This window comes from Polaromonas sp. (assembly GCF_036676035.1).
Lineage (GTDB): Bacteria > Pseudomonadota > Gammaproteobacteria > Burkholderiales > Burkholderiaceae_C > Polaromonas.
The window spans coordinates 13,449-32,403 of record NZ_JAKFDR010000059.1; the positions used below are offsets into that span (position 1 = coordinate 13,449).

At 61.3% G+C, this 18,955-nt stretch carries 13 protein-coding genes and 1 pseudogene; 10 read left to right on the forward strand and 4 right to left on the reverse strand.

Annotation, left to right across the window (positions count from 1 at the left end; translation table 11 throughout):
• The first annotated feature begins 465 nt into the window (after positions 1 to 465).
• Both V6M61_RS09595 and V6M61_RS09600 read left to right on the forward strand, forming a co-directional pair.
• Positions 466 to 1,800 carry an AAA family ATPase gene (locus V6M61_RS09595; RefSeq protein ID WP_332776344.1) on the forward strand — a complete coding sequence of 445 codons (1,335 nt, stop codon included), beginning with the start codon at positions 466 to 468 and terminating at the stop codon, positions 1,798 to 1,800.
• A complete protein-coding gene (locus V6M61_RS09600) occupies positions 1,797 to 2,693 on the forward strand; it encodes a hypothetical protein (protein WP_332776345.1) in 897 nt (298 codons plus the stop codon). Before V6M61_RS09595 ends, V6M61_RS09600 begins: the two co-directional genes overlap by 4 nt.
• A 905-nt stretch (positions 2,694 to 3,598) precedes the next feature.
• On the opposite strand, the gene V6M61_RS09610 is transcribed toward V6M61_RS09600, so the two are convergent.
• Positions 3,599 to 4,246, reverse strand: a complete 648-nt coding sequence (locus V6M61_RS09610) for a TetR/AcrR family transcriptional regulator (protein ID WP_332776346.1) — start codon at positions 4,244 to 4,246, stop codon at positions 3,599 to 3,601.
• Positions 4,247 to 4,315: 69 nt separating this feature from the next.
• Between V6M61_RS09610 and V6M61_RS09615 the strand changes: the two genes are divergently transcribed.
• Genes V6M61_RS09615 through V6M61_RS09635 form a run of 5 tightly spaced genes read left to right on the forward strand, consistent with a single transcriptional unit; the run spans position 4,316 to position 11,576 of the window.
• Positions 4,316 to 5,791: an efflux transporter outer membrane subunit gene (locus tag V6M61_RS09615; RefSeq protein ID WP_332776347.1), complete on the forward strand. Its 1,476-nt coding sequence runs from the start codon at positions 4,316 to 4,318 to the stop codon at positions 5,789 to 5,791.
• Positions 5,788 to 6,933, forward strand: a complete 1,146-nt coding sequence (locus V6M61_RS09620) for an efflux RND transporter periplasmic adaptor subunit (RefSeq protein ID WP_332776348.1) — start codon at positions 5,788 to 5,790, stop codon at positions 6,931 to 6,933. The genes V6M61_RS09615 and V6M61_RS09620 overlap by 4 nt, the downstream gene beginning before the upstream one ends.
• The gene (locus V6M61_RS09625) at positions 6,930 to 10,052 is read left to right on the forward strand and encodes an efflux RND transporter permease subunit (protein ID WP_332776349.1); all 3,123 of its coding nucleotides are present in this window, start codon (positions 6,930 to 6,932) and stop codon (positions 10,050 to 10,052) included. The genes V6M61_RS09620 and V6M61_RS09625 overlap by 4 nt, the downstream gene beginning before the upstream one ends.
• Positions 10,045 to 10,722: a TetR/AcrR family transcriptional regulator gene (locus V6M61_RS09630; RefSeq protein WP_332776350.1), complete on the forward strand. Its 678-nt coding sequence runs from the start codon at positions 10,045 to 10,047 to the stop codon at positions 10,720 to 10,722. The genes V6M61_RS09625 and V6M61_RS09630 overlap by 8 nt, the downstream gene beginning before the upstream one ends.
• A gap of 26 nt (positions 10,723 to 10,748) precedes the next feature.
• Positions 10,749 to 11,576, forward strand: coding sequence for an oxidoreductase (locus V6M61_RS09635; RefSeq protein ID WP_332776351.1), 828 nt, complete (start codon positions 10,749 to 10,751; stop codon positions 11,574 to 11,576).
• A gap of 209 nt (positions 11,577 to 11,785) precedes the next feature.
• Here V6M61_RS09635 and V6M61_RS09640 read toward each other — a convergent pair whose 3' ends face one another.
• From V6M61_RS09640 to V6M61_RS09650, 3 genes and pseudogenes are all read right to left on the reverse strand, one after another.
• Positions 11,786 to 12,016, reverse strand: a complete 231-nt coding sequence (locus V6M61_RS09640; RefSeq protein ID WP_332776352.1) for a tripartite tricarboxylate transporter substrate-binding protein — start codon at positions 12,014 to 12,016, stop codon at positions 11,786 to 11,788.
• Positions 12,017 to 12,072: 56 nt separating this feature from the next.
• A pseudogene (locus V6M61_RS09645) lies at positions 12,073 to 12,732 on the reverse strand (Bug family tripartite tricarboxylate transporter substrate binding protein); the annotation flags it as partial.
• Between the two features lie 9 nt (positions 12,733 to 12,741).
• Complete coding sequence (locus tag V6M61_RS09650; RefSeq protein WP_332776377.1) at positions 12,742 to 13,659, reverse strand: LysR family transcriptional regulator; 918 nt, start codon at positions 13,657 to 13,659, stop codon at positions 12,742 to 12,744.
• 222 nt (positions 13,660 to 13,881) lie between these two features.
• Here V6M61_RS09650 and V6M61_RS09655 point away from each other — a divergent pair, with 222 nt between their 5' ends.
• The 3 genes from V6M61_RS09655 (at position 13,882) to V6M61_RS09665 (ending at position 18,814) form a co-directional block, all read left to right on the forward strand.
• On the forward strand, positions 13,882 to 15,510 hold the full coding sequence (locus V6M61_RS09655) for a carboxylesterase/lipase family protein (RefSeq protein WP_332776353.1): 1,629 nt from the start codon (positions 13,882 to 13,884) through the stop codon (positions 15,508 to 15,510).
• Between the two features lie 159 nt (positions 15,511 to 15,669).
• The gene (locus tag V6M61_RS09660; RefSeq protein WP_332776354.1) at positions 15,670 to 16,005 is read left to right on the forward strand and encodes a nuclear transport factor 2 family protein; all 336 of its coding nucleotides are present in this window, start codon (positions 15,670 to 15,672) and stop codon (positions 16,003 to 16,005) included.
• A gap of 523 nt (positions 16,006 to 16,528) precedes the next feature.
• Positions 16,529 to 18,814 carry a hypothetical protein gene (locus V6M61_RS09665; RefSeq protein ID WP_332776355.1) on the forward strand — a complete coding sequence of 762 codons (2,286 nt, stop codon included), beginning with the start codon at positions 16,529 to 16,531 and terminating at the stop codon, positions 18,812 to 18,814.
• The last annotated feature ends 141 nt before the right edge of the window (positions 18,815 to 18,955 follow it).

Genomic DNA, 18,955 nt, shown 5'->3' on the forward strand with positions numbered 1-18,955 from the left:
CTACTTTCGGACTGCTGAGTAATTGCTCAGAATACCTTCCTCTGACGGCGGAGGAAAGGTGGCACACCACTTAATGCGCCCCTGACGTGGGCCGCACTGCACTGAGACAACGGTGGCGATAAAGCACTGTCGTTATGATGAATTTAGTTCCTGCGTGACACTTGGATTTATCTTGAGCATCATTCACGACATGGCGGCGCCGGCGATCTCGTCGGAATCGTATCTACTCCATCCCACTCTTCTCTCAAACGCATTTTCTCTCCACATCCACGTCTAATCTGGTAACTTCTTTCGATGGAAATATTTATTCGTGATCGTAGGTCTGCTCTTCCGCTTTCGGAGCCAACCTACCCGTGCTTAGTGCTCGAACGAGACAATTGGAACGATTATTTGTACTTCACTACTTTTGGGGCGCAACTACGCCTTAGCTCCACAGAGACCGTAGATTTGACAGAAGTTAAGGTCATGCAACTCGGTCAACCGGAAGGCATTGAGAGCCGCCCTTTTAACGCCATTTCAACCGCCCACAAAGTACCCGAAGAACTGCTGTTAGCAGTCTGTTCCTTGTCTTCTTCAAAGAAGTACTACGACACTCTCGCCACGCTAGAAAAAACCCTTGCGCGAGACGTGTTGAGTTCCCTCCGCGATGCGGCGTATCTTCCTGAAGTACGTCAGAAGTTCCAATCTGAACAATGTTTTAAGGTATCGCTTCTGAGAGATTCGACCGCTCGAGAACTACTCGATTCTGCTGGAACCCGCTTTGGAACTCAGCGGCAACTGATAGGCCAGTTCTCGACAAAAATTCTGCTTGATGGTGCGAGCGCCCCTCACAAATTTGAATTTGACTTTCTACCGCGTGGTAGTGTCCCGCGCCGAATCCACTCCATCGTTGGACTAAACGGCGTGGGCAAGACCCAGGTGATGGCGCGATTGGCCATGCTTTTAAGTCGATTCTCCAATCAAGCCACTAATGACAATCGATCAACGCTTCAATCTGAAGATGCGCTTGATCCGGTGCCGTCTATCTATACCGTGGTAGCGGTGTCATTCAGTGCGTTCGACGAGTTCGAACGACCAACGCAGGCACAGGGAGAAGAGTTCAAGTACAGCTACTGTGGGCTTCAAGGTGATGGAGGTCTGCTCAAGAGCAAAGAAGACTTGCTTAATGACATTAGAACGATGATCTCAGCCGAAATGCCACCTGAGAAACGAGCACTTCTGAAGAGCGTCCTTGGAAATTTGGTACGAGTTAACGATCTAGATGAATTTGTCGATCAACCACAGTTGCATGCCTCACTTTACGAGCGACTGAGTGCTGGGCAACGGCTCGCATTGAATTGCATCTGCCATATTCTTGCCAAGATCGGACCGCGCACCCTTGTTCTTTTCGACGAACCCGAACTTCACCTTCATCCTCAGTTATTGACCGGTTTATTGAGTTCGCTTGCCGAAATACTGGCGAATCAGGACTCCTTCGCGATCGTCGCGACTCATTCACCTCTTGTGATTCAGCAGCTTCCAAAGGAATGCGTACATGTGATTCGCCGCGACCGCATGACGCCAATGGTGCTTCAGCCAACGTTCCAAACGTTCGGAGAGAGCATCTCAGAAATTACGCGTTTTGTTTTTGCATCCACGGAATCGGACCGGGACTATAGAGCTGTTTTGGATAACATGTTTGCGGCGGCCGGGGGTGATATCGACCAAGTTCGCCAGCTTTTTGACGGCCAACTGAGCTTGAACGCCGATATATACCTGGAATCGCTCCGCGGCCATAGCAAAGGCGAGGTTGCGAAGTGAGGTATCAGAAAACAGCTGAGCTTGACGTCACCACATATTTTCCAGCGATCATTGGTGCTAAACACCTTGCAACGCGTGCTCTTCTCATTGCCGCACAACCTCAAGTCTTGGCACGCTGCCAAGCTTACGAAATCGCTTTAACTGCACTACAAGTTCCTGCTCTAGCTGCTTGGGCTGTAGACACCAAGGCTGCGTTGTTGTCCTGTTATGACAGCATGACAACCCCACTTTCCAACCTCAAAGATGGAATTCTTGAAGCATTAAAGGCTCATGCGCAGATCAATCTCCAGCGCTGCCCCTATTGCATGTTGAATGATCCCAGAACTTGGGATCATTACCTGCCGAAAGACCATTATCCAGAGTATTCCGTGTATCACACGAACATGCTTTACGTATGTTTCGGATGCAATCATCGTAAATGGAATTACTACGACCCGAACGCATTGCTCTACTGCCATCCATACTTCAGCATTCCCGAAGCCGATGCCTTGCTGCATTGCTCTATCACTGTGGCCGGAGGCCGTCTGGCGATCGAATATTACGGAGCTGGAGTTGGCGTTCTACAGCCGCAGGGGGAAATAGTTCAACGACATTTAACACGACTAGGCCTTGCGTCGCGCTTCCAAGGTGAGGCCGCAAGCTTGGTGAGCAATCTTATTGGAGAGTTGAGGCATCACTTTCCCGCCGGCATTCAGGCCGGCGCGCTAAGAAATGTGTTACTTCGACGATACGCCGACGCTCGAGCCCAACTGGGTAGCAATGCCTGGGACTCACGGTTATGGCACGGATTAGCTGCGTGCGATGACTTCTTGGTATACGTGAACACACAGATTGGCGCTGTAGATGTGCCAAATAGCGATGGATTCGACATACCCGCACCACTGCATCCTTAGCTCAGTCAGTACCGGTAGGGTAGCTACTTGCGCGGCATTGATGATCCACAGCCTTCGATGCTGGCATTCAATATGGAGGTTGTGGCCAGAGGGATTCAAGTAGTGATTGGCTATGTAACCGGGCTATTTCATCTGCCAATCAATATTTACGAACAACGCAGCTTTCTTCAGCAAAAGGGAGGCAGCATGTCGCGGCAGGTTGCAAAGGTGCATCGTGAAACGTGTCTCGTGTGCGGGTCCAAAGGGGTGGTCGGAAGTGGGAACGACGTCCCTATGAGCATAATCTCCCGCGCGGCTATTCTGAGCAATTAAAGTCGTAAACATGAACTTAGGATTCATGCGGGTTTGCGGTGTTCAAAATTTACAACAAGCAAAGCTGAAGTCGTAAACACGTTCACAAGCAGTTAGTCAAGTTGGACTGCGCTCAAGGAGCGGTCCCTCCGTGGTTTCGGCTGTGCATACGCTGCAGGGAAATGTCGTCGGCGCGGATCTCGGGCGCGCGGCCGCTCATGACGTCGGCCAGCACGCGCGCAGAGCCGCAGGCCACAGTCCAACCCAGCGTGCCGTGCCGTGCCGTGCAGGTGTTCAGGTACAGATTGGCGAACGGACCAATTGGCTGTCGTTGCCCATGTTTCGCACCCGCTCGCGGCCCGCAAACGCCGGAGTTTCGTCGATACGCTGGAGTATGAGTACATCGGCCTGCAGGCGCCAAGCGCCGGTTCAACATCTGCTACCGGGAGACGTTGAGCAAAGCGGCCCGTATGCTCCTGGACGATCTGACAGTCGCTACGAAAAGCCAGGTTTGACCTTCTGTTTAGAACAGGTCCCGCCACGGTCCACGGCTGCGGGGGCTTCGCGATCATGACGCACACAAGCGGACGCGCTCGCCTGCGGTCACCGCCGCTTCAGACTCCAGTCCCATAAGCGGACATGAAGACCCTCACCGCCTCCCGCACCAGCGCTCTTTCCTCCTTGGCGTCTGGCATGTCCAGCATCAGCAGGCCGCGGATGTGACCATCGCCCAGAAACATCGACAGGAACAGGGACGCAGTCTGCAGCGGGTGCCGCACTTTCAGCGTGCCCGCCGCGTCGGCGCGACGCAGGTACGCAGCCAGCTCGCCGTTCAGCCGCTCGGGCCCTTCCCGGTAGAAGGCCCGGCAGGCCTCTGGCTGCGCCCCCGCAGCGCCGTAGACCGACCGGAACTTGCCCAGTGCGTCCTCCTCGCGCGCCAGCGCGAGGAATCGCTCGCCGATGGCCAGTAGCGCCTTTTGAGGCTGATTGGGGTCTAGCGACTCGACGCCCGCGACACCGCCCACCACGTGCTCGGTCCGCTCGCGGACCACCGCCTCGAACAGCCCTTCCTTGGACCCGAAGTTGCTGTAGATCGTCATCTTCGACACGCCGGCTTCGGCCGCGATGGCATCTACGTTGGCGCGCTCCAGGCCGTGCGTATAGAAGTGGCTGCGCGCCGCTTCCAGGATGCGCCTGCCGCGCTCAGGGTCACGCGGCCTGCCGCGCTGGGGTTTTTGGGGGAGATCGTCTTTCTGGGCCATTGCGAAATTTAATGTACTTGACAGTTCAGTATATCCAGATCACAATTACTGTACTACTTGGTACAGTTTATGAAGAAATTCAACAAATCAATTGAGCGACACACAGCCCGCCACTCTCTTGGGCTGGTGGCGCTCGCCTTCCTGTCAGCGTGCTCGGTTGCTCCTGTGCAGCCACCGTCGCCCAGCACGCCTTTGTCTGCTGCCTTCAGTCAGGGAGCGCCGGCGGCCGCAGCCACCCGGGACGTTGACGCTGCCTGGTGGGTGGGTTATGCCGACCCGACGCTGACAGCGTTGGTCGATGAAGCGTTATCCGCCAACCAGGACGTGGGCATCGCCCTGCAACGCGTGATCCAGGCGCGGGCGGGCAGTGATGCCCAGGCCTCTCGTCTGTGGCCTACGGTCGGTCTGCAGGCTTCGGCTTCACGCAGTGAAAGCGGCCTGCCCGCTCCGGTCAAGCAGGGGCTGCCGGACACGCGTGCGCTGCGCGCTGGTGTAGAGGTGGCCTGGGAGATCGACCTCGCCGGTGGCGTGCGAGCGGCACGCGACGCTGCGCAGGCCGATGCCGCCGCCGCAGTGGTCGGTGTGGAAGGCGCTCGGCTGCTGGTGGCCAGCGAGGTGGCTCGGCAGTATTTCGTGCTGCGCGGCGCCGACGAGCGGCTTCGCATCGTGCAAGCGCTTGCTGCGGCGCAGCGCGAAACCGCTACACGCGTGGCCAGCCGCCTGCGCGAAGGCCAAGCCAGCGCCTTCGACCTGGACCGCGCGCGTGCCGAGGCCGACGCGCTCGACGCGCAGGTGGCGTCACTGCGGACGCTGGCCGGCGTCTCACAGACGCGGCTCGCCGTGCTGCTGGATCGCAACCCCTCGGTACGCGTCATCGTCGACACGCCGTCGTATGCATGGCCCCGGACACGCGAGATCGGCACCGGACAGCCCAGCGAACTATTGATGCGCCGTCCCGACCTGATCGCCGCCGAGGCGCGCTTCGCGGCCGAGACGCTCCGCGTCAACGAAGCCCGGGCCCAGTGGTGGCCCAAGCTTTTCCTGAGCGCCTTGCTCGGCCGCCAGGACCTGCGCTTGAACGCGCTGGACCTTGCGCCGGTGCACTTCTCCAACGTCGCGCTTGCTTTCGCCGCGCCGCTCTTCAATGCGGGACGAATTGACGCCGGCATCCGCGCGCAGTCCGCGCGTGCCGAAGAGGCACTGCTGACCTGGCAGAAGGCGGTGCTGGTGGCGGTTCAGGAAGTGGAGGACAGCCTTCTTGTGCGCAGCGAAGAGGCCAGGCGCAGCGCAGCGCTGGCCACCGCCGTGGAACACCGCCGCCGCTCGCTGCAGCGCGCCCAGTCGCTGCAGCGTGAAGGACAGATCGACCTGCTGGTGCTGCTGGACGTGCAGCGTTCGGCGCTGTCCAGCGAACTCGCGCTGTCGGACAGCCGACTTCAGCAGGTGCTGGCCGACGTGCAACTTTACAAAGCGCTGGGCGGCGCCTTCGCGCCGGCCAGTGTCAGCCATGCCATGACTTCCCCTACCGAAAGGACGCCCCCGTGAACAGAATTCCCCTCCCCGTATCCCGTTTGACGATGGTCACGGCGGCCTTGCTCCTGGCTGCGTGCAGTGACGCCCCCGTCCCTGCCGCCGTCGTCAAGCCGGTCTTCGTGACCACCGTGACCGAGGCCGTGTCCCCGCAAACGCGCTCGTTCACCGCCGTCGTCCGGGCCCGTGTCGAAACAGACATGGCTTTTCGCACCGGCGGCAAGGTGGTGGACCGGCTGGTCGAGGTGGGCGACGTCGTCAAGGCCGGCCAGCCGCTCGCCCGGCTCGATCCAGTCGACTACCAACTGGCCATGCGGGCCGCCGCTGACCAGGTGCAGGCTGCTTCCGTCGATGCGCAGCAGGCCGCATCGGACGAGGCCCGCTTCGGGAGGTTGCTGACGGACGGATCGGTGGGCGCGGCCGATCACGAGCGCCAGAAGGCACGCGCCGACGCGGCTGCGGCCCGGCTGGACCAGGCGCGTCGCCAACTCGATCTGGCGCGCAACCGCGAGGGCTACGCCACGCTGGTCGCACCCTACCCCGGCGTGGTCACTGCGTTGCGGTTCGAGCGTGGCCAAGTGGTTGCCGAGGGCCAGTCCGTGCTCTCGCTGGCCCGCGACGGTGAACGAGAAATTGTCGCCGACCTCCCGGAGGAATGGGTCAGCCGGGCGCGCACGCTCGCCGCCACAGCCACGCTCTGGCACGACGCGGCGCAAGATGCAAAGGCGCCTCTGCGGCTGGCGCTGCGCGAACTCTCGCCGCTGGCCAACGCACAGGGCCGCACCTTCCGCGTGCGCTACGCTGCCGCTCCGGAATCGCGCGCACAAGTCGCCGCCCTGCCCCTGGGCAGCACCATGCAGCTGAACCTGTCCGGCCCGACCGCGGGCGCGGCGAGTGCCGCCCTGCCGGTCACGGCGCTGGTGAAGGCCAGCGGCTCTGCGGGCGTCTGGGTGCTGGATACCAAGGGCTCGGGCCTCGTGTTCCAGCCCGTGCAGGTAGTCGGCATGGACGACGCGTCGGTGCGCGTCACCGGCCTGGCCGCCGGCAGCCGGGTGGTCAGCGTCGGTGCCCAGAAGCTCGATGCCGGCATCCCCGTGCGTGCGGTCGAACGCACCACCGAAGCCCCTCCCGCCGTCGCCACCAAAAGCACCTCATGAAGCGCTTCAACCTCTCTGAATGGGCCGTCACGCATCGGCCGATGGTGCTGTTCCTCATCATCGCGACCCTCATCGTGGGCGGCATCTCCTTCAGCCAGTTGGGCCGACTGGAGGACCCCAACTTCGACGTTCCGCAGATGACGGCCATCGTCGTGTGGCCGGGCGCCAGCGCGCAGGACGTGCAGGACCAGGTGCTCAACCGGATCGAGCGCCGGCTACAGGAACTGAATCACTTCGACTACGTGCGCAGCTTCTCGCGCCAGGGCTACGGCGGCATCACGCTGTGGATGAAGGGGGGCCGAAGCAAGGAAGAGCTGGAAAACGCCTGGTACCAGGTGCGCAAGAAGATTGGCGACGTGCGCCAGGAGTTCCCCGAGGGCGTGCGCGGGCCGTTCTTCAACGACGAGTACAACGAGCGCTACAGCGTGCTTTATGCGCTGAGCGCGCCAGGACTGTCGATGGCCGAGTTGCTGGCGGTGACTGAAGACGTGAAGCGGCGCATCCAGGGGGTGACGGGTGCGGGCAAGGTCGACATACTGGGCAAGCAGTCCGAGCGCGTGTACGTGGAAATCTCCACGCGGCGGCTGGCCGCACTCGGCATCGCGCCGGCGGCGGTGTTCGACGCCCTGGCGCGCCAGAATCTTGTGGCTCCGGCCGGCTCGGCCGACGCCACGCACGACCGCGTGCAAGTGCGCGTCGACGGCGGGCTGCGCAGTGCCGCGGACGTTGCTAACGTGCCGCTGGAGGTGGGCGGGCAACTGCTTCGGCTGGCGGACATCGCCACCGTGCGCGCCGGGTACGAGGATCCTCCGAGCATGACCATCCGCCACAACGGTGTGCCGGTGCTGGTCATCGGCGTGACGATGCAGGCCAACGGCAACGTGCTGGCCTTTGGGCGCGCGATGGAAGAGCGGCTGGCGCAACTGCGGCAGGAACTGCCTGCGGGAGTCGAAATTCAGCAATATGCCGACCAGCCGCGCGTCGTGGCGGACTCGGTATGGGAGTTCGAGCGCGTGTTCCTGGAGGCGCTGGCCATTGTGCTGGCTGTATCCTTCCTGTTCCTTGGTTGGCGCACCGGCATCGTGGTGGCCGCTTCGGTGCCGCTGGTGCTCGGGCTGGTGGCAGGGGTCATGTACGCCGCAGGCTGGAACCTGGACCGCATCTCGCTGGGCGCGCTGATCATCGCGCTGGGATTGTTGGTGGACGACGCCATCATCGCGGTGGAAATGATGGTGGTGAAGCTGGAGCAAGGCTGGAATCGGATGCGCGCGGCCACGTATGTCTATACGTCCACCGCATTCCCCATGCTCACCGGTACGCTGATCACGGCCGCCGGCTTCATGCCGGTGGGGTTCGCGAAGTCGATCGCCGGGCAGTACGCGGGCGGCATCTTCTGGATCGTGGGCGTGGCGCTCATCCTGTCCTGGATCGTGGCCGTGGTCTTCACGCCCTACCTGGGCGTGCTCCTGCTGCCGAAGAACCTGACAGCCGGCACACACCACGACATCTACGACCGGCCTGTCTACCACCGGCTGCGACGTGTGGTCGACTGGGCGGTGGCGTATCGGGCTTGGGTGCTGGGCATCACGGTACTGGTCTTCGCCATTGCTGGCGCCGGCATGCTGACGGTGCAGCAGCAGTTCTTCCCCACCGCGTCGCGGCCGGAACTGCTGGTGGACCTGCGGTTGCGCGAAGGCGCGTCGTTCGCCGCCACCGAACGCCAGGTGAAGGTGCTCGAAGCGCAACTGGCGAAGGACCCGGACATCGAGTTCTTCACCGCCTACACCGGGGCCGGTACGCCGATCTTTTATCTGTCGATCCTGCCGGAGTTGCCCAACCCGGGTTTTGCGCAGTTCGTCGTCAAGACAGCAGGCATCGAAGAGCGCGAACGCGTGCGCTCCCGACTCATGGAAATGTTCGCCAAGGATGAAGTCCTGCCCGACGTCAAGGCCCGCGTCACGCGTCTGGAGTTCGGCCCGCCGGTGGGCTTTCCGGTGCAGTTCCGCGTCGTCGGCCCCGACAAGGCGCAGGTGCGGGAAATCGCCTACCGGGTGCGCGACGCGGTCCGCCAAAGCGCGCTGGTGCGTGACACGCAACTGGACTGGAACGAACAGGTCCGCTCGGTGCAGGTCCGGGTCGATCAGGACAAGGCACGCCTGCTGGGCCTGTCCAGTGCCGACATCCAGGGTTTGGTGCAGACGGCGCTGGACGGAGCCACCGTGACGCAGATCCGCCGCGGCGAGGAACTCGTCGACGTGGTCGTGCGGGCAACGCCCGAGGAGCGCAAGAGCATTGGCCAGCTGGGCGACCTGCAGGTGTTCACGCGCAGCGGGGTCAGCGTGCCGCTGTCTCAGTTGGCCCGTGTTGAGCCGGGCTTCGAAGAGCCAGTACTGTGGCGACGCAATCGCGACATGGCACTTACCGTGCGCAGCGACGTGGTCGACGGCGTGCAGGGGCCCTATGCCACCGCCAAGATCCGGCCGTCGCTGCAACCCATCATCGACGGTCTGCCCGCCGGCTACCGCATCGAGGAGGGCGGCGCGATCGAGGAGAGCGACAAAGCCAACGAGGCGCTGTTCGCAATATTTCCCGTGATGTTCGCCGTGATGCTCACCTTGCTGATGATCCAGCTGCAAAGCTTCTCCAGGGTTTTCATGGTCTTCATGACAGCACCACTGGCGTTGATAGGCGTGGTTCCGGCGCTGCTGCTGTTCCAGGCGCCGTTCGGCTTCGTCGCACTGCTGGGCGTGATTGCACTCGGCGGCATGATCATGCGCAATTCGATCATCCTCGTCGACCAGATAGATCAGGACATCGCGCGCGGCGTGGCGCCGTGGACGGCCATCGTCGACGCCACGGTGCGGCGCTCACGCCCGGTAGTGCTGACAGCCGCCGCCGCGGTGCTGGCCATGATCCCGCTGTCGCGCAGCGTCTTCTGGGGACCAATGGCGATCTCGATCATGGGCGGCCTCGTCGTGGCCACGGCGCTCACCCTCGTGTTCGTACCGGCGCTGTACGCCGCCTGGTTCCGCGTGCGGCGCGAATCCTCCGCCGAGGCGCAAGCCATCGAGCCGGGCTCCCTGGTCGCACAAAACGCGAGCGGAGGGTCTCATGCTTGAGCTCGCCGACACCGGCGGCCGTCGACGCAAACAGGCGCGGCCTCGGGAACTGCTCGATGCCGCACTGGCCGTCTTTGTGGACAAAGGTTTTGCGGGATCCCGGGCGGAAGAGATCGCCGCGCGGGCCGGCGTGTCCAAGGGAACGCTGTACCTTTACTTCGATAGCAAGGAAGACCTACTCAGGACGCTCATTGCCGAGGGTTTTTCGACCCGGATTGACGGGCGGTCCCATCAGATGGCCATGAGCGCCGAAGCAAGCAGCGAACTGCTTCGTCAGGCCTTGACGATGTGGCAGGCTTCGCTGGTGGAAGGCCGAGCCGGCGGCATCTTCAAGCTGGTTCTGACAGAAGTGCGCCACTTTCCTGGACTGGCAGACTGCTGGAACCGCGAAGTGATGGGGCCGGTGCGCGCGCAGGTTTCTCACATCCTCCTGCGCGGCATCGACCGCGGGGAGCTCCGCCCAGTCGATGTCGACCTCGCAGCGCACGCGCTGATCCTGCCCATCATGATGACGTGCTTGTACCGGCACACGATTGGATCACTCATACCGGACGACTTCCTGATGCACACCCCCGATCTCCTCGGCCGCCATATCGAACTTGTCCTGGATGGCTTGTACCTGCATTCAGATCCCCGCCGGGAAGACGACGCCCCAAGCACAGGTACCTAAACTTTTTCTCAACACAGGAGCAACCAATGTCCAATCGACAAAAACAGCAACCCACCCCCGTGGCGATAGTGACGGGAGCATCAGGCGGTATCGGAGAGCTAACCGCGCGGGCGCTGGCACAGGCCGGATACCGCGTGTTCGGTACCTCGCGCAAGCCCCCGTCGCAGCCAACCCCGGGGGTGGAACATGTGGCTTGCGATGTGACCCGCGATGACTCGGTCGAGGCCGCGATCACGGAGGTCCTCGCGAAAACCGGTCGCATCGACTTGCTGGTCAACAATGCCGGGGTCGGCCTTATTGGAGCGGCCGAGGAATCATCGATCGAACAGGCGAAGGCGCTCTTCGACGTCAACCTGTTCGGCGTCATTCGAACCATCAAGGCCGTCCTACCGGTGATGCGCCGGCAGAGGTCGGGCCGAATCGTCAATATCAGCTCCGTGCAGGGATTTATCCCGGCACCCTACTTCGCGCTGTATGGGGCGAGTAAGCACGCGCTGGAAGGCTACTCGGAATCGCTGGACCACGAGGTTCGGGACGCGGGCGTCAGGGTGATACTCGTGGAACCCGCCTACACGCGCACATCGTTCGAGAGCAATTTGATCCAGGCCGACCAGCCGTTGGGCGATTACGCGTCCGCGCGTTCCAATGCGGAAACCGTGACGCGCGAGGTGATGCTGACTGCCGACTCGCCGGAGGTGGTCGCAAAGGCTGTCCTGAATGCGGCGACCACGGCGAAGCCGGGCACCCGGTACACCGCGGGCGGCTTCGCCAGGCAAGTGAGCCTGCTGCGTCGCTTCGTCCCGCGGTCCGCGTTCGACAAGAGCTTGCGCAAGCAACTGCGGATGCCCGCCTAGGCCGCGGTATCCGGCGCGGGAGGTGGACACGCTGCTGCGCCGGCGCGAGCAGCGTTAGGCGAAAGATTCGACCTTCAAAACGGCCCAGGAGCCGTGATCGTTGTTTGGGCGTCAGGTACTCCCTCAATCAGCCCCAAGACCGCACCGACCGAGTTTTTCAACACTATCGGGCAGAAGCGGACATCGCACTGTTTGGCTGGCGAAAACCGCTAGCGTTCGGCTTCGCGCTGGACTTGCCTCAGGAAATCTGCCGCGGAGCCCGCAAAGGGCGTGTTGCTGGCAGCCAGCAAGGTGCCGCGCAGGCCGGGGTCGCGCAGGACAGCATCCACTTCGCGATTGAGCTGCTGCACCACGGTAGCGGGCGTGCTAGTGGGCGCAAACAAACCGAAGAGTGAATCGAGGTTCGCCTCCGGGAAACCCAACTCCGCCAGGGTCGGCACGTCGGGAAGCGCGGGCAGGCGGGCGGGCGGGCGGGTGCGCCCACGGCCAGGGCCGTCAAGCGTCCACGCCGGATGGCTTCCAGCTGCTGCGGAGCGACGTTCGTGGACAGGACCTCGAAGTGGCCGCCGAGGGCGTCCGTGATCTGCTGGCCGCCGCCCTTGTAGGGGATGTGCACCAGGTGGGCGCCACTCGCGCGACGCACCCGCTCCAGCACGTTGTGGCCTGTCGTCCCAGCGCCGGTCGTCGCCCACCGGACGGCGCTGGATCGCACACGCGCGAGTGAAAGCATTTCGGCGAAGGTCCGCGCGCGAAGGGCCGGCGTCCCCGCCACGAGCACCGGTGTGCGCATCACACCGGCCACGGGTGTGACGGGCAGCAGCCCCGGGTCGCGCCGCCCGCTTGCGGTCATCAGCGCCACTGCCGTCGCCGCTGCAAAGCCCAGCACGTGGCCGTCGGCGGGGCTGCCTGCCACCCGCTCCATGGCGAGCGTGCCGCTCGCGCCAGCGCGGTTCTCCACGAGGACGGGCACGCCCAGCCGCGCCGCGAGCAGTTCGGCGAGCTCGCGCGCGACGAGGTCGCTCACGCCACCGGGTGGATAGGCGACGATGATTCGCACCGCCTTCCATGGCCACGCAGGCTGCGCACCGGATCGCCCGTGAATCGCCGCGGCAAGCACCGCGAAGAGCAGGCACCGCCTCCTAACGAGCCACTGCATGCAATCTCCTCATCGCACTCGCGCCCGGTGCCCCGCGGCCACCTCACGCGCGAGCGAGATGAAGGTCCCCGTCGGGCCGTCGCAATCGTGCTTGCGGTAGACCAGGGTCAGCGGCGCGCTCAGCTTCCCAGGGTCGGCCAGCGGCCGGTAGACGATGGCGTGGGGGTGCGCTCCGCGCATGGAGGCCGGCACGAGGGACAAGCCCACGCCGGCGGCGACCAGGTTGATGTTGGTGGTCATGCGCTCGACCTCGGCGGCGAGTTCCACCTCGATGCCGTGCCGCGCGCACGCGGCCAGCAAGTTCGCATACAAGCCCGGCGCGCCGGGCCGCCGCACGAGGATGAGCCGCTCGGCGCGCAGTTCCTTGAGTTCCACCGGCTTGGACTTTTCGCGCGCCAGCCGGTGGTCGATCGGAATCGCCAGCAGCGACTCCTCCTGCAGCAGCTCCTCGAAGACGAGCCCGGTCGGGCGCGCCACTGGCACCCGCAGGAAGCCGCAGTGCAGGCGCTTGTCGGCCACCGCCTCCGTGATCTCCGCGGCATTGTTCTCGCTGACCTCCACGCGAATGTCCGGGTGCAGCTTGCGACAGGCGCGCAGGACCTCGGGCGTGAACGCATGCGCAGCGGCCGAACTGGTGAAACCCAGCGCGATGCGGCCGTGCTCCCCCTTCACGAAAGCGGCCATCCGCTGCTGCATGGCCGAGAAGTCAGCCAGCAGGCGCGACGCCTCGGACATCAGCTGCCGGCCCGCGTCCGTCAGCTCCACGCCCTTGGGATGCCGATTGAAGAGCGGGGCGCCCAGTTCGCGCTCCAGGGCGCGGATCTGCTGCGACAACGGCGGCTGCTGCATCCCCAGCAGTTCCGCCGCGCGCGTGATGTGACCCGCCTCGGCGACGGCCATGAAATATCGGAGATGTCGCAGGTCCATATTTAAAAAGTATTCAATCCAGATTCTAAACATCTTTGCAATCTTCGGCTGTTCTTTCAACAATCGGCCACCGACCACCACATACCGGAGACCCACCTTGCACGACATCACCGTCATTCGCGGCATTTCCCTGGCCGCGCTCATCGCCATCACTGGCTGCGGCGGGGGCGGCGGTCCAAGCGCGATTGCGGCAACGCCACAAGCTGCGCCTGGGAGCCATCCATGAATCCTCGTCCATTCTCGCTAGCCTTCTGGATTGCAATGAGTGCCGTGGCCCTTGCACAGGTTGGCTGTGCGTACAAGGCCGGAAGCGCAATCGATTCAGGCCGCTCGACCGTAACAACCGAGAACGGCAGCGTCAAAGGCCTTGCGAAAGGAGACGCGGAGGTGTACCTCGGACTGCCTTTCGCAGCACCACCAATGGGAAGCCTGCGTTGGGCACCGCCCGAGAGAGCCGCTTCCTGGCAGGGCGTACGCGACGGGACGGTCGCGGGACCCAGTTGCCCGCAGCGCGCTGCATCCCCGGTCATCGGTCGAACGGAGAATGAGGACTGCCTTTATCTCAACCTCTATCGACCCGCAGGCGCGGCTTCGGGCGCATCGCTCCCCGTACTTGTGTATGTCCACGGTGGGGCCAACACCGTCGGCGGCGCCGTCCAGATCGACGGCGCTCGCATGGCGGCAGAAAACGGGGTTGTGGTCGTTGCCATCAATCACCGCCTGGGATCACTCGGTTTCTTGAATCATCCCGCGCTCGCCCAGCAGGCCAAGGATCGCCTGGCGGGAAATTATGCATTGCTCGACATCAAGGCCGCGCTGGAATGGGTTCAACGCAACATCCGTGCATTTGGCGGCAATCCCAACAAGGTGACGTTGGGAGGAACCTCGTCGGGCGGAACGAACGTTTGCGCGGTCCTTGTCAACCCTGGTACCGCTGGGCTTATTCATGCGGCGATTATTTCCAGTGATGATTGCTTGCGGGACGTTGACACGGTCGCGCAGTCGGAGGCGCGGGCGGCAGCCTTTGCAGCCAAGCTTGGGTGCGCGAGCCCTGAGAACGTCGTGACCTGCTTGCGCTCCAAGAGCGTCGGCGAGTTGGTGACTGCTGGCGGCGCCTGGAATCCACATGTCGACCCCAAAGGCTTCCACCGCAAACCTGCGATCGACGCGATCGCGGCAGGCGAGTGGAGGGCGGTGCCTGTATTGATGGGCAGCACGCGTGAAGAAGGCCGTAGTTCCGGCACGGCTTTCGCCAACTTCACGGCGCAGGCGTACGCGGCCTGGGTCACCCGGCTCGTCGGGGCTGAGCGTGCACCAGCGATGCTGGCAGCCTATCCAGCGGACAAATACTCCGGCCAGTTCGCGCTGCCCTACGTCATCGGCGACTTCATTACCGACAGCGGGATGCGCGGTCTCGGCGGTTGCACCAACCTGGCGCTGGCAAGATATCTCGCGCGGCAAACGCCCACTTACTACTATCAGTTCGAGGATCCAAATCCGCCGGCGGGCTCGACGCCGCCCGGCTATGAGTTTCGCGCATCACATGGCCTCGATACCCCGTTCACGTGGCCCGATTCGCCTCACATGGCGCAGTTCTCCTCCTCACGATTTACCGAAGCGCAGTGGCAGTTGTCGAAGGGAATGAATCGCTACTGGGCCGCTTTCGTCAAAAATTTCAACCCAGAGGTTCCCGGTCAGGCGGCGTGGCCTCGATTGACCGCGGACGGATCGTTGATGTCGCTGCGGCCGGGCGGACAGAGCCAAGCCACGCCTGTCGCACAGTTTGCGGAGCTGCACAAGTGCGCGCTCTGGGAGAAGATGCCCTGGGTGCTCGATCGCGGCGAGCGCTGATCTGCCGGGAAAACTGCGATGTGGTACGTGGTCGTTACCGTGTATTCGGCACTGGGCTGTCGTTGAGACCGTAGATCGGACAGTGTGTAGATGGCTACTTCTACCGGCTGTAAACCAGAATCATCCACCAAGTTGCACTCGAACACAGGGGAATCACAAATGTTTTACAGCAGCATTGTCGAGAATCGAATCCGACAGACCTTTGACCACGTCAATCACCATCGCTGGGATGAAGCGCTCGAAGCAGTCGCGCCGCATGTCCACCATCGCGTATCCGGCGTCCACGCGCTCAGTGGTGAGCGCCACGACAAAGAAGCCATGCGCCGCTGGTTCGAGCGTTTCGGCCGCGTCCAGCCCAATCTCCAGATCAAGGTCAACAAAGTCTGGGTCATGGGCTGGCCGTGGCATAGCCAATCTGCATGCGCAAGTCGAGCTATTGAACCTGCCTTTGCCGCCAGGTGTGACAACCCGCGGATTTTTCAGGCGGCCGCCTAATGGGCAATGGTCGAACCATCTACAGGCCCCCGTTGAGCTCGGACTGACGTGCGCGAAGATTCACGAAGCGAAGGGCCGTGAATACAATGCGGTGTGTGTAGTGATTTCACCGAATCGGGCACCTGGCAACTACACCGAAACGCTCCTCCAGTGCTGGACGGACAGGGTCGATGCAGAAGCAAAGCGTGTGATTTATGTTGGTGTGACACGCGCCCGATACCTGAGTGCGCTTGCAGTGCCAATTGCCTTCGCTGATCGCTGCATCGCCGTGCTGGATGAAGATCAAGTGCCTTACACAAGGAGAAATTTGTAATGCCAGATATTTTTTTCCGGTGGTCAGAAATTTGATGCCGGCGAGGAGGTTTACTACGACGGACCGAGTTATCTGTCCCCGGCCGACATTTCTTACGCCCAACTGCATATGTCGCTTAGGCAGTTTTGTTTCTGCGGTCAGATCCTTCTTTCGAAATACAGGAATTCAATCTTGGGTAACCGGTATAGCCCAAAAGGACACCGTTAGAAAATGATTCACACGCGAATAGCAAAACTGAAATTCATGGCAGAAGAAATGCAGCTTGCGCTTCACCTCTCCAGGAATTTGACTGATCCATTCGTCGCGCGCATGCTCGCACGCCACATTCTCATCAGGGCGGAAAACTTTATCGAGCATGCTCGAGCTCTACGCAAACCACTTAAAGACGCAGCCTATGAAACGCGGGGCTTTCATAAGACAAAAGAATCTTATGCGTCTGCCTTCGAGGAATACTTCAAGATTGCTAGACACAAGTTAGGTGCGCATGTTCAGGACTTCGACTTCGGCAAGCGTATCGAGCTGTGGAACGAGATAGAGATCGTCAAGGTCAGCTTTTTTGTCGAAGGCGCGCAAGAGATTTACCAGAGCCTCGCAGCCCTAAACGTTCCGGGATATGTTCCCTATGCTGCACTGCCCGAACTGACCGATCCGGTCGTGCTCGAGACGCTGCGCCAGTTCCAGTGCACCATCGACAACCGCAGTGGAGTCGAACTCGGGGCGGATCCCTTGGCAATGGCACGAAACAACACCGTCGCGCTCTTGAACATGACACCCATACACGCACGCGCAGGACAGCTTGCGCTTATCCGCCGTTGGATCGACATACAGAGAGACCTTCTCGTCAGGTTCGTCGTTTATCCCCAGATTGCCCGTATCCTCAAGGCACGCGTTATTACTGACCTTGTCAGTTTTTGCGACTGCCTTGTGACTCGTCCGCTCCCGCCTGGCGCGCTTCAGGAGATGGACGGGCTTGACAAGCTCATCGTGGCCAGCGGAGGATCGCCGGCGCCAATCGACAATTTCGTTGCTGTCTCAAATTTTCAAACGGAGCTTCAAGTGTCGCGATCCGTTCGAGACACCATTGGCGCTCACCTCGAAATCGACGATGCCCGCCCGATCGATTCTTTGCTCACGGACATTGACTCTTACGACTTCAGTAGTGGACTCAGGTTCTATGAGCGTATTAGTGCCGTGTTCACCAAGACATGTCACAGCATTCACTTTTTGCGGATGTACGCAGCCGATGGTCAGCGCATGTACGGTGTAACTGCGGGGCAAGCGCCAGCTTTGGCCTATGCGAACAACAGCGTTGTGGAGCCGCCGGATCGACCAGAAGCACCTCCAATCAACGATGAAGCGGCCTACCGTCACAATCTGGCACGCTGGCTCGATGGCGACGATGCTCAAAAAGCGGAGGTCCGCCAATTTTTCTGGCAAGCCTTTGCTCATTCGGAGCCCGTCGAGATGATCGGGGAAGTCGAAAACTACGACCCGGGATGGCGCCGATCGACGCATGAGTTTAGAAAAGCCCATCAATTTCTTTACTCGATGCTGTCTGAAGGAATTTCAGATGTTGAGTTCAGGGGTGTTATTGATCTGATTCTCTCTTGCAGCAATGGTTGGCCATACCCACTTGCGGAAATTCTTGTCCGTTACGGCGAGAACGCTTCGGAGTTGAGACGATTGTCGGTCTGCTATGCACTTGGCGAAATCGGAAGTGCCCCACACGCGTCCATGAGCACTTTTTTGGAAGTGCATGCCCGCTCCCAACACTGGTCTGTTCGTCTTCAGGCCGCGCTCGCGCGTTTCAAGACGTTCGTAAAGGCCGAAGGGCTTTTCCGCGTCAATCATAGGGGGCAATCGAAGGTTGACTACAACTCCATCGTGGTTCCGTTAACGACGCGTATGTCGGAACCGGAACGGCTGATTTGCCTGCTGGCCTTTGCGAGCATTCTCTGCAGCCCCCGTATCGGCTCGTTTGCTCAACCCTTCCAAGAGAACTATTCAGCGCTTCAGAGTGAAATCGAGGCGCTTTGCCTTCCATATCTAAAGGACGACGACACGAAATCGAAGGCGACGACGCTAAATCAACTGAGCCAAACCAACGACTATCTCGGAGTCTGCATCCTTGTTGCGATCGATCTCGACAATGGCGACCAGCACCCCTTGTATTCCGCACTTATGGATAGTTGTTGCAACGGATCTATCGTTGCGGCAGGCCACGACCAGGCGTTGCGTCACCTCGCAGTGTGTTTCCTTATGAAGAAAGAGTATCGTCAGGCATATGAAATAGCCGAGGAGCTGGCGTCTCGAAATCCAGATGAGACGGGGACCCAGATCTTCTTGGCGGAGATCCTAGGTGATACCCCCGGGGCGGAAGAAGAAGCCACCCTCAAGATTTCTAACATCCGCCATACATACACGCTGACTTGCGAGTTAGATAAGCGCCTTACCGCCGTCCAAGCAGTTATCGCGGAGCGGAATGCCTCGCGTTAGGCGTTCGAGTCAAAGTGCCGCTCATCCCATTTAGAGCATTCAAGCAACCTCCTTGCAGCGGGGAGGATTTCCAGAGCGAGACAGCCCTGGACCTTCTCGACAGAAGCAAATCGTTGAGGATACGCAATGCCTAAGTCACGG